This is a genomic window from Micromonospora phytophila, from assembly GCF_023656545.1.
GTDB lineage: Bacteria > Actinomycetota > Actinomycetes > Mycobacteriales > Micromonosporaceae > Micromonospora > Micromonospora phytophila.
Genome location: NZ_JAMOKF010000185.1, coordinates 1 through 11,113, shown reverse-complemented (window position 1 = coordinate 11,113; position 11,113 = coordinate 1). Strand labels below are relative to the sequence as shown.

Genomic DNA, 11,113 nt, shown 5'->3' with positions numbered 1-11,113 from the left:
CGCGGCCGTCCGGCCGGCCGAGCGGCCGACCTGGGCCCGGCTGCCCGACGGGAGCGGCCCCCGGACGGGCCGCCGACGCGCCGCGCCGGAGGAGGGCGACGACCTGTGGTCCCGGCTGGCCGCGCTGCGCACCCGGGTGATGGGCGACCCCCGGGGCCGGATGGCGGTCGCCGCGGCGGTGGTGGTGCTCGGCCTGGTGGCCGCGATCGGCGGCTGGTGGGTCGGGGTGGGCCGCTACACGGTCGCACCGGAGCTGGTGAGCCTGACCCAGGCCGACGCGGAGGCGCGGGCCGCCCGTGCCGGCTTCACCCTCGACTACGCCGCGCCGCGGCACGACGAGAAGGTCCCCAAGGACGGCGTCCTGGCGCAGGACCCGGTCTCCGCCACCCGGATCGTCAAGGGCGGCACGATCACGCTCACCCTGTCGCTGGGCCCGGAACGGTTCCAGGTGCCGGACGTGGTGGGCAAGGAGTTCGAGCTGGCCGAGGCGGACCTGCTGAACGTGAAGCTCGTGGTGGCCAAGGGCGCCGCGCGCTACGACGACAACCTGCCGGCGGGCGTGGTGGTGGACACCAACCCCAAGGCGGGGGCCGAGGCGAAGCCGGGCGACAAGATCACCGTCGTGCTGAGCAAGGGCAAGGCCCCGATCTCGGTGCCGAACCTCGTGGGCAAGAGCCTGAACGACGCCCGGGGGATCCTGGCCCAGCTGGGCCTCACTCTGGTCGACCCGCCCACCTACAAGGACTCCGACAAGCCCCGGGACACCGTCCTCGGGCAGAGCCCCGCCGACGGCGCCGGGGTGGAGAAGGGCGCGAAGGTCACCCTTGAGGTCAGCAAGGGCCCGCCGCTGGTGGCGGTGCCCCGGGTCGTCGACCTGCCGTGCCAGCAGGCCAAGCAGGTGTTGGAGAGCCAGGGCTTCCCGGTGGCGATCCAGTTCAACCCGAACGCGGTCGCCCGGTTCCAGACCCCGCAGGAGAACACCCAGGTTCCCCCGGGCACCCAGGTCACCATCGGGTGTCTGTAGCGATGACGGCGCACCACAGGCCGGTCGGCTCGCACACCCCCACCTCCGGTGGGCTGGCCCGGGCGGCCCTGCCGTACGCCGACGCGGCCGGCTCCCAGGTCGTGCAGGTCTACGTCTCCAACTCGCGGGGCTGGGCGCTGCCGGCCGGCGACCCGGCGCAGGACGTGCTCTTCCGCGACGGCTGCGCCGAGCGGGGTGTGCCGGTCTTCATCCACGCGTCGCTGCTGGTCAACCTCGGCTCCCCCACGGCGAACACCGTCGAGCGGTCGGCGGAGACGCTGGCGCACGCGCTGCGCCGGGGCCGGGCCATCGGGGCCGAGGGGGTGGTCTTCCACGCCGGCAGCGCGGTCGACCAGGGGCACGCCGAGGCCGCCCTGCGACAGGTCCGCGAGACGCTGCTGCCGCTGCTCGACGAGGCGGCGGCCACGGGTGGGCCGCGGCTGCTGGTCGAGCCGAGCGCGGGGGGCGGCCGGTCGCTCGCCTCCCGGATGGAGCAGCTCGGGCCCTACCTCGACGCGGTGGAACGGCATCCCTGGCTCGGGGTCTGCTTCGACACCTGCCACGCCTGGGCCGCCGGGCACGACGTGGCCGCCGAGGGCGGGATGACCGCCACGCTGGACACGCTGGTGGCGACGGTCGGGCCCGACCGGCTGCGGCTGGTGCACGCCAACGACTCGAAGGACCTCTGCGGCTCCACCCGCGACCGCCACGAGAACATCGGCAAGGGCACGCTCGGCGAGCCGGCGTTCGCCGAGCTGATGGCGCATCCCGCCACCGCCGGCGTCCCGATCGTCGTGGAGACCCCGACCGAGAAGCACGTCGGCCACGCCGCCGACATCGCCGCCCTCAAGCGCCTCCACCCCTGAGGCACCCCACCCCGGGCCCGCCCCGGCACCCCTTCACCCGGCCCGGCCTCGACGCGGGCCCGGCCTCCACGGGCTCGGCCTTCACGCGGCCCGGCCCGACCCGTGTTGACCAAGGGGTTTGCGTCCGAAATCCGCCTCCGGAATGACCAAAACTTCTTGATCAACCCGTCGAAACCAGCCGGGACGGCGCGGGGCCGTGCGGGGGCCGTGGGGGTGGTCAGGCGCGGAGGATGCGGGTGAGCGCCTCGATCGCGCGGTCGACGCCGGCGTCGTCGACGTCCATGTGGGTGACCAGCCGGGCGGTACGGGGGCCGAGCACCGAGACCAGGACACCCTCCGCGCGCGCCGCGCCGGCCAGGGCGTGCGCGTCCAGCGGCGCCTTGGTCAGGTCCAGCGGCACCAGGTTGGTGCGCACCGCGGTGGCCAGCACGCCGAAGGGAGCGATCGCCTCGGCGAGCCGGGCCGCCTTGGCGTGGTCGGCGGCGAGCCGGTCGACGTGGTGGGCCAGGGCGTACCGGCCGGCGGCGGCCAGGATGCCGGCCTGGCGCATCCCGCCTCCCATCCGCTTGCGGATGAACCGGGCCCGCTCGATCTTCTCGGCGCTGCCGACGACCAGCGAGCCGACCGGTGCGCCGAGCCCCTTGGAGAGGCAGACCGACAGGGTGTCGAAGAGCGCGCCGTACTCCGCCAGCGGCACGCCGTCGGCGACGTGCGCGTGCCAGATCCGGGCACCGTCGCAGTGCAGCGCGACCTGGGCGGCGTCGGCGACCCGGCGCAGCTCCCGCAGGGTGGCCAGCGGGATCACCCCGCCGCCGCCGCGGTTGTGGGTCTGCTCCACGGCGATCGCCCGGGTGGGCACCGCCCAGTAGCCGTCGGGGCGGATCATCGCGGCGACCGCGTCCGGGTCGAGCTCCGCGCCGACCGCCGGCCACGTCCGCGAGGAGATGCCGCCGTACGCGGCCGCCGCCCCGATCTCGTACGTGACCACGTGCGCGTCGGCGTCGCAGAGCAGCTCGTTGGCGGGCGGCACCACCAGTTGCAGGGCGATCTGGTTGGCCATCGACCCGGTCGGCGCGAACAGCGCCGCCTCGTGCCCGAACAGCGCGGCGACCTCGGCCTCCAGCGCGTTGACGGTCGGGTCCTCGCCGTAGACGTCGTCACCCACCTCGGCGGTGGCCATCGCCTCCCGCATACCGGCCGTGGGCCGGGTGACCGTGTCGGACCGGAGGTCCACGAACATGTCAGCCACGATCGTCCTTTCGGCTGCCGATTGCGGGGCTCGCAAGCTCACTCCTCGCGTCAGCCACGGAGCATCTCCGCCACCAGGAAGGCCAGCTCCAACGACTGCTGGGTGTTCAGTCGCGGGTCACAGGCGGTTTCGTACCGGTCGGGCAGGTCGAGGTCCTCGATGCCCTGGGCGCCGCCGAGGCACTCGGTGACGTCCTCGCCGGTCAGTTCGACGTGCAGGCCACCGGGGTGGGTCTCCAGGCCCCGGTGCACCTCGAAGTAGCCCAGCACCTCGTCGACGATGCGGTCGAAGTGCCGGGTCTTGTAGCCGTTGGACGACTCGTGGGTGTTGCCGTGCATCGGGTCGCACTGCCAGACCACCTTGGCGCCGGCGGCGGTGACCTTGGCGACGATCGGCGGCAGGGCGTCGCGGACCTTGTGGTTGCCCATTCGGCTGATGAGCGTGAGCCGGCCGGGGATGTTCTCCGGGTTGAGCTTCTCGCAGAGCTCGATCGCCTCGTCCGGCGTGGTGGTGGGGCCGAGCTTGACCCCGATGGGGTTGGCGATGCGGGAGATGAAGTCGATGTGCGCGCCGTCGATCTGCCGGGTGCGCTCGCCGATCCAGAGGAAGTGCCCGGACAGGCCGTACGCCCGGCGGTCGGAGACCCGGGTGAGCGCCCGGTCGTACTCCAGGGCGAGGGCCTCGTGGGAGCAGTAGAGGGTGACGGTGCGCAGCGCCTCGTCGTCGGTCATCCCGCAGGCGCGGATGAAGGCCAGCGCCCGGTCGATCTCCCGGGCGATCGCCTCGTAGCGTTCGCCGGCCGGGGAGTTGCGGACGAAGCCCTTGTTCCAGTCGTGCACGGCGTGCAGGTCGGCCAGGCCGCCGGCGAGGTAGGCGCGGAGCATGTTCATCGCGGCGGCCGAGTTCGCGTACGCCCGGATCATGCGCTGCGGGTCGGCGATCCGCGCCTGCGGCGTGGCCTCCAGCCCGTTGATCATGTCGCCGCGGTAGGCCGGCAGGCCCCGCGCGTCGGTCGGCAGCGACCGGGGCTTGGTGTACTGCCCGGCGACCCGGGCGACCTTGACCACCGGCAGGGACGCGCCGTAGGTGAGCACGATCGCCATTTGCAGCAGGGTGCGGGCGTTGGCCAGCAGGTGGCTCTCGGTGTTGTCGGCGAAGGTCTCGGCGCAGTCGCCGCCCTGGAGCAGGAACGCCTTGCCCTCGCATACCAGCGCGAGGCGCTGACGCAGCTGGTCGACCTCGTAGGGCGCCACCACCGAGGGCACCGTGTCGAGCACCTTGCAGACCTCGGCGACCTGGGCCTGGTCCGGCCACGGCGGGATCTGCGTGCGGGGCAGATCACGCCAGCGGTCCAGCCCGAGGGCGGCGTCCTCGGCGGAGTCGACGGTCGGACGGCTGGTCTGCAGGCCCGGGCTGCCCACCGCGGGATGGCTCAGCTGATGCCACTCATGGCGCATGACAGAAAGCGTACGGCGACCGTCGGCGCGGCGGACGGCCGAGGGGGACCGTTCCGGCTGGTGAGAGATCACTCACCGGAGCCCAGGTCAGGGTGTGGCGGACGGGGCCGGAGTGTTCGCGCCGGGCGCCTCGGCGGCGATGCACCAGTCGGCGCCGTCGCGGGTGACGGTGAACAGCAGCGCCCGGGTGATCCGGCCGGAAGCGGCGGTGACCGACACGGAGGCGCTGACCTCCTGCCCCCGGGGGCCGGAGCGGATGTCGGTGATCTCGGCCTGCGGCACCTGGAAGTGGTCGGCGAAGTCGCCGTTCGGGCCGGTCGCGGCGGCGTCGAAGCTCGCCTGGAGGGGGGCGCAGAGCTGGCTGCGCCCGGCGGCGACGTCCTTGGCGGTCATCGCGTCGAGGTAGGCCTGCACCCGCTCCCGCGACTTCGCGGCCGCCTCCTCCGCCGGCGCCCGGCCGGGCTTCTCCGCCGGGTTGTCGTCCCCGCCGAATCCGCAGCCAATCAGGGCGGACGGCACGGTCGCGAGCACAAGGGCACCCGCCGCCAGCCTCCGGTGCGTCGCGCGCATCGTCACCTCCGTCGCCATGGACATCGAGCCCGTTGAGCGGGGAGTCTGTCACATCGACGGCCCCGCATGGCGCTCCGTCGCGCCCGACGCCTCGGGCCGCCGCCTGGTCCGACCCCCTGTCGAGCGACCGATAGTCTGGTCCGGACGGGTGGGGAGCCCGTCGGTCGGTGCGCGGGAGGTGACGGGACATTCTCGTCGTGGGATCGATCGACACCGCCCACCTTCCGCCGGCCGAGCGGTTCGGTTTCTGGCACGACCTGGTCGCCCGGGAGTCCGTCGCCGCGCGCATCAGCAGCGCTCACGCCGCTGATTTCACCGCCTCGGCGCGGGTGGTCGACCTCGGCGTGGTCAAGCTCTCCGCCTGGCGGTACCCGTCGCTGGACCTGCGCCGCACGCCGACGATGATCCGCAGCAGCGATCCCGAGCTGTACCAGCTGGCCCTCCCCCTCTCCGGGCGCGGCGCGGTGACGCAGGGGCAGCGCCAGGGCGCGCTCCACCCGCACGCCTTCGCGCTCGTCGACACCGTCCGCCCGCACGGGTCGTCGCACCGGCCCGACGTGCCCTCCGACGGGCCGCTGTACACCGTGACCGCGCTGGTGCCGCACGCCGCGCTGCCGATCCCCGCCGGGCGGGTCGCGGAACTGCTGGCCGCGGACATCCCGTCGGGCGAGGGGATGGGGCTGCTGCTGGCCCAGTTCCTCCGCCACGTCGTCGAGCACCCCGAGCAGTACGCCGGTACCGACGCGGCCCGGCTCGACACCATCGCCCTGGACCTGATCGCCGGCACGCTCGCCAACCGCCTGAACGCCGAGGACGACCTGCCCGCCGAGGTCCGGGCCACGGGTCTGCGTACGCGCGTCGAGGCGTTCGTGCGCCGGCACCTCGACGACCCGTCGCTCAGCCCGGCGACCGTGGCCGCGGCGCACCACATCTCGGTGCGGTCGCTGCACCGGCTCTTCGAGGGCGCGCCGACCACGGTCGCGGCCCTGATCCGCACCCGACGGCTGGAGCGCTGCTTCCGGGACCTCGCCGATCCCCGCCTGGGGCGGCTGCCGGTGCAGGAGGTCGCCCGCCGCTGGGGCTTCCGCGACCCGGCCCACTTCAGCCGGGCGTTCCGGGCGGCGTACGGGCTCTCCCCCGCCGAGCACCGCGACCGGGCGACGGGTTGACCGGAGTGGCGCCCACCCGCACGCCGGGCGGGGAGGGACCGGTGCGTGGTCCCTCCCCGCCGTGTGGGTGGTGCGTCGGCCCTCGGCTCAGCCGAGACCGCCCTTGATGGCGCCGATGAGCTCGCCGTTGCCGGTGTCACCGGAGAGCTCCCAGAAGAAGGCGCCACCGAGGCCCTGGTTCTTCGCGTACGTCATCTTGCCGTTGATGGTGGACGGGGTGTCGTAGCTCCACCAGTTGCTGCCGCACTTGGCGTACGCCGTGCCCGCGATGGTGCCGGTGGCCGGGCAGGTGTTCTTGAGGACCTTGTAGTCCTCGATGCCCTGCTCGTAGGTGCCCGGCGCCGGGCCGGTGGCCGTGCCGCCCGGGGCGGTCTGGGTGACCCCGGTCCAGCCCCGGCCGTAGAAGCCGATGCCGAGCAGCAGCTTGCTGGACGGGATGCCCTTGCTCTTGAGCTTCTGGATCGCCGCGTCGGACCAGAAGCCCTGCTGCGGGATGCCGGCGTAGGAGTAGAGCGGCGAGTGCGGGGCGGTGGGGCCCTGCGCGTTGAAGGCGCCGAAGTAGTCGTACGTCATCGGCATGATCCAGTTGAGGTACGGCGCGGCGCCCGCGTAGTCGGTGGCGTCGATCTTGCCGCCGTTGCTGCCGTCCGCGGTGATCGCCGCGGTGACCAGCGCCGACGAGCCGAACTTCGTCCGCAGCGCGCTGACCACGTTCTTGAACGCGTTCGGGCCGCTGGCGTCGCAGGAGAGACCGCAGGCGTTGGGGTACTCCCAGTCGACGTCGATGCCGTCGAAGACGTCCGCCCAGCGCGGGTCCTCCACCAGGCTGTGGCAGCTGTTGGCGAAGGCGGCCGGGTTCTGCGCGGCCTGGGTGAAGCCACCGGACCAGGTCCAGCCGCCGAAGGACCAGATCACCTTCAGGTGCGGGTACATCTTCTTGAGCTTGCGCAGCTGGTTGAAGCTGCCGCGCAGCGGCTGGTCCCAGGTGTCGGCGACGCCGTCCACGCTGTCCGCCGCGGTGTACGCCTTGTCGTAGTCGGCGTAGCTGTCACCGATGGTGCAGCGACCGCCGGTGGTGTTGCCGAAGGCGTACAGGATGTGGGTCAGCTTGGCGGCCGAGCCGCTGGTGTGGATGTTCTTGACGTGGTAGTTGCGGCCGTAGACGCCCCACTCGGCGAAGTAGCCGACGACCTTCTTGCCGCCCGGCGGGGTCGTGGTGGGCGGCGGGGTGGTCGGCGGCGGCGTGGTGGGCGGAGCCGTGGTCGGCGGGGTGGTGGTGGGCGGGGCGGTGGTGGTCGGCGGGGTGGTGCCGCCGCCGCAGGGCGCCCCGTTGACCGTGCAGTTCAACGGCGCCTTGAACGCCCCGGTGCCGTTGTAGCCCCAGCTGAACGACGCGCCCGGCGCGAGCCCGCCGGCCCAGCTCTTCTTGACCGCGACGTAGTGGTTGCCGCTGCTGGTGACGTCGGCGTCCCAGAAGCTGCTGATGGTGGTGCCCGACGGCAGGTCGAACTCGATGCGCCAGGTGCTGACCGTGGCGTCCGACCCGTTGGTGACGGTCACCTTCGTCTCGTGACCGGTCCCCCAGTCCTGCGCCTTGGCGAACGTGGCGGTCACGCTGCCGGCGCCGAAGGCGGTGGCCATCGGGACCGTCGCGACGGTCACCGCCATCACGGCGCCGACCCAGAGGGCCCGGCGGAGCGATCTTTTCATGTGGCGTCTCCCCAAACAGTTAGGAAACTTTCCAGAAGATGCTGAGACGCTACTCACGCCGTCATCAGTTCGTCAAGATGTGCATGTATCGATTTCCGCTGGGAGCATCGCATCGGTCCCCCGGGCCCCGGCCACCACCCGGTCAGCGGCGCGCGCCCCCGGCCCGCGGCCGGGTCGAGCCCCGGGACCGGGCACCGGCAGTGGCGCGTAACCTCGGCCCCATGACCGTCTTCGACACCCAGATCGACGCCCTCACCGGCGGACCCGCCAACCTCGCGCAGTACCGGGGGCGCGCGCTGCTGGTGGTCAACGTCGCTTCCCGCTGCGGCCTCACCCCGCAGTACGCCGGCCTCCAGGCGTTGCAGGACGAGTACGCCGACCGCGGCCTGGTGGTGCTCGGCGTGCCGTGCAACCAGTTCGCCGGCCAGGAGCCCGGCAGCGCCGAGGAGATCAGCGACTTCTGCCAGGTGAACTACGGGGTCACCTTCCCGCTCACCGCGAAGGTGGACGTGAACGGTCCCGACCGCCACCCGCTCTACGCCGCCCTGGTGCAGACCGCCGACGCCGAGGGCCACACCGGCGACGTGCGGTGGAACTTCGAGAAGTTCCTGGTGACGCCCGACGGCACCGTGGCGGCCCGGTTCGCCCCGACCGTCCAGCCCGACTCGGCCGACCTGCGCGCCGCGATCGAGAAGGTGCTGCCCGCCGCCGCCTGACCCACCCGCCGGCCGCCGGCACCCGGGCGACGGCGACGGCGGTCCACGTCGGACCGGCAGCGCCGGCGCCCGCCGGGCCCGCATCTCCGGAGACGCCGGAGTGTGTCGGCCGGACTACGATCGGCCACAGGGCCGGCGGACGTACGGCGAGGGGGCACGATGTTCTTCGCGGTGCAGGGGATGCTCCCGCCGGATCTCGTTCCGGCCGCCCACCACGTCAGCATCCAGCGGGCCCTCGACGCCGGTCGCGTGGTGCTGGACGCGGCCGTCCCGGACGACGTGCTGCGCGACCACGGCCGGATGCGCCACCTCCCGCCGGTCCCGGAGCACCTCGATCCCGCCGGCCGGCGGCGGTTCGTGCTGGAGCACCTGCTCGGGCAGCTCGCCGCCGCCAGCTTCTACCTCCGGATCGACGCCGAGGACCTCCCGCCGTTCGTCTGGGAGCTCTTCGCGGCGGCGAAACCGGTGGTGTTCGTCTGGGCCGACCCGGAGACCGGCGATCGCGTCGAACGGGTGGTCGTCGCGGTCTGGCGCGGCGTGCCCGGCCCCCGCGAAAGGTGACGGGCTGAGCGTCGGCGACCGAAGCGGTCGCCGCGCTGCCGTCGGCGACGAAGCGCGTGGCCGGACCGGCTTCCCACTGACGCTTCCCGCCGGAACCGCACGCCCACCGCCCCCACCAGGCAGTACGTTGGGCACGGGCTCGTGACACCGTCGCGTGCGGGACCTGCGGCCGGGGCCACCGACCCGAATTGTCGACCGCGCCGGTCGGGAATCTGGGCACGGCGAACGGAGTTGAGAACCGACATGACAACTGTGGGACTGATCGGCAGTGGACACATCGGAGGCACGGTGGCCCGCCTGGCGGTGGCCGCCGGCTATGACGTGGTGCTGAGCAACTCGCGGGGACCCGAGTCCCTCAAGGACCTCGTCGACGAGCTGGGACCGCGCGCCCGGGCGGCCACGCCCCGCGAGGCGGCGGAGGCCGGCGACCTGGTCGTGGTCACCATCCCGCTCAAGGCGTACCGGGACGTGCCGGTGGAGCCGGTGGCCGGCAAGGTCGTGATCGACACCAACAACTACTACCCGGATCGGGACGGCCGGTTCCCCGAGCTGGACGCGGGCTCGGCCACCAGCAGCGAGCTGCTCCAGCGGCACCTGCCGGGGGCACGGGTGGTGAAGGTCTTCAACAACATCTTCTTCAAGCACCTGCACGCGCTGGCCCGGCCCGCCAGCGCCCCGGACCGCAGCACGCTGCCGATCGCCGGCGACGACGCCGGGGCGAAGGCCGAGGTCACCGCCTTCCTCGACAAGATCGGTTACGACGCCGTCGACGCGGGGACGCTCGCGGAGAGTTGGCGCTTCCAGCCGGACACCCCCGCGTACGGGACCATCTACAGCGCGGACCCGAAGGACTGGGAGCGCGAGGCGCCGGGCGACGCCGAGAAGGTGCGCTCGGCCCTGGCCGCCGCGAGCCGCTGAGCCCGTCGCCTCATCCGTCGGGCGGGCCGCTTCCGGCGGCCCGCCCGGCGCCCGGGACGGTGACCACGGTGTACACGTAGCCGGTCCGGCCGGCGTGTCACGGGGGCCGGGCTTGCGTCGCAGTCTCGTTCACGGGACTCTGGAGCCGGGCCAGTTCCCCACGCGTCCCGGAGGCGACATGCACCCGCTCCGCACCGCACCCCGCCGGCTGCTCGCGGTCACCGGCGCGCTCCTGCTCGGCACCGGTCTCACCGCCGCCCCGGTCGGGGCCGCCCCGCCCGTGCGGGCCGAGGCGGCGACGGTCGGCCAGGTCCGGCTGGCGCACCTCTCCCCCGACACCCCGGCCGTGGACGTCTACCTGGCCGCGCCGGGCGCGAGCGAGCCGCAGGTCTTCCCCGCCGTCGGCTACGGGGTGGTCTCGAAGTACCTCCCACTGCCGGCCGGGCGGTACGCGGTCGCGATGCGTGAGGCGGGCGCGCCGGCCGACGACCCGCCGGTGCTCACCACCGAGGTGGCCGTGAGCGGCGGCGCGGCGTACACCGTCGCCGGGGTGGGCCGCCACGCCGACCTGGGGCTGCGGGTGCTGCGCGACGACCTCAGCGCGCCCGAGCGGGGCCGGGCCAAGATCCGGGTCGTCCAGGCCTCGGTGCGGGCCCCGGTGCTCGACGTGGCGGCGGCCGGTGGTCCGACCCTCGCCGAGGGCGTCAGCTTCGCCACCACCACCGACTACCAGCAGGTCGAGCCGGGACGCTGGCGGCTTCGCGTGGGCGGCTCGGGCGGGCCGACGACGGACACGGACGTGACCCTGTCGGCCGGCGCGGTCTACTCCCTGCTGGTGCTCGACGCGAAGCAGGGCGGGCTCGCCACCGAGCT

11 protein-coding genes are annotated in these 11,113 nt (G+C 73.6%); 7 read left to right on the top strand and 4 right to left on the bottom strand.

Annotation, left to right across the window (positions count from 1 at the left end; genetic code table 11):
* Together NCC78_RS20295 and NCC78_RS20290 are read left to right on the top strand one after the other, a co-directional pair.
* Positions 1 to 1,024, top strand: a 1,024-nt coding sequence (locus tag NCC78_RS20295; RefSeq protein WP_250796294.1) for a Stk1 family PASTA domain-containing Ser/Thr kinase, incomplete at its 5' end; no start/stop codon positions are given.
* 2 nt (positions 1,025 to 1,026) lie between these two features.
* A complete protein-coding gene (locus tag NCC78_RS20290; protein ID WP_250796293.1) occupies positions 1,027 to 1,890 on the top strand; it encodes a deoxyribonuclease IV in 864 nt (287 codons plus the stop codon).
* A 217-nt stretch (positions 1,891 to 2,107) separates the two neighbouring features.
* On the opposite strand, the gene NCC78_RS20285 is transcribed toward NCC78_RS20290, so the two are convergent.
* The 3 genes from NCC78_RS20285 to NCC78_RS20275 all read right to left on the bottom strand — a co-directional run bounded on the left by NCC78_RS20285 (position 2,108) and on the right by NCC78_RS20275 (position 5,166).
* Positions 2,108 to 3,139 carry a threonine aldolase family protein gene (locus NCC78_RS20285; protein WP_250796292.1) on the bottom strand — a complete coding sequence of 344 codons (1,032 nt, stop codon included), beginning with the start codon at positions 3,137 to 3,139 and terminating at the stop codon, positions 2,108 to 2,110.
* A gap of 50 nt (positions 3,140 to 3,189) precedes the next feature.
* Positions 3,190 to 4,596: a class II 3-deoxy-7-phosphoheptulonate synthase gene (locus tag NCC78_RS20280; RefSeq protein ID WP_250796290.1), complete on the bottom strand. Its 1,407-nt coding sequence runs from the start codon at positions 4,594 to 4,596 to the stop codon at positions 3,190 to 3,192.
* Positions 4,597 to 4,683: 87 nt separating this feature from the next.
* Positions 4,684 to 5,166: a hypothetical protein gene (locus NCC78_RS20275; RefSeq protein WP_250796288.1), complete on the bottom strand. Its 483-nt coding sequence runs from the start codon at positions 5,164 to 5,166 to the stop codon at positions 4,684 to 4,686.
* Positions 5,167 to 5,363: 197 nt separating this feature from the next.
* Here NCC78_RS20275 and NCC78_RS20270 point away from each other — a divergent pair, with 197 nt between their 5' ends.
* Entirely contained in the window at positions 5,364 to 6,335 is a 972-nt protein-coding gene (locus NCC78_RS20270; RefSeq protein ID WP_250796287.1) for an AraC-like ligand-binding domain-containing protein, read from the top strand.
* An 87-nt stretch (positions 6,336 to 6,422) separates the two neighbouring features.
* Here NCC78_RS20270 and NCC78_RS20265 read toward each other — a convergent pair whose 3' ends face one another.
* Entirely contained in the window at positions 6,423 to 8,045 is a 1,623-nt protein-coding gene (locus tag NCC78_RS20265; RefSeq protein WP_250796286.1) for a glycosyl hydrolase family 18 protein, read from the bottom strand.
* A gap of 221 nt (positions 8,046 to 8,266) precedes the next feature.
* On the opposite strand from NCC78_RS20265, the gene NCC78_RS20260 reads away from it, so the two are divergent.
* The 4 genes from NCC78_RS20260 to NCC78_RS20245 all read left to right on the top strand — a co-directional run.
* A complete protein-coding gene (locus tag NCC78_RS20260) occupies positions 8,267 to 8,761 on the top strand; it encodes a glutathione peroxidase (RefSeq protein WP_250796285.1) in 495 nt (164 codons plus the stop codon).
* A gap of 159 nt (positions 8,762 to 8,920) precedes the next feature.
* Complete coding sequence (locus tag NCC78_RS20255) at positions 8,921 to 9,322, top strand: hypothetical protein (RefSeq protein WP_250796284.1); 402 nt, start codon at positions 8,921 to 8,923, stop codon at positions 9,320 to 9,322.
* Between the two features lie 210 nt (positions 9,323 to 9,532).
* A complete protein-coding gene (locus NCC78_RS20250; protein WP_284706331.1) occupies positions 9,533 to 10,240 on the top strand; it encodes an NADPH-dependent F420 reductase in 708 nt (235 codons plus the stop codon).
* Positions 10,241 to 10,418: 178 nt separating this feature from the next.
* Positions 10,419 to 11,113: DUF4397 domain-containing protein (locus NCC78_RS20245; protein ID WP_250796282.1), on the top strand; the 695-nt coding region annotated here is incomplete at its 3' end.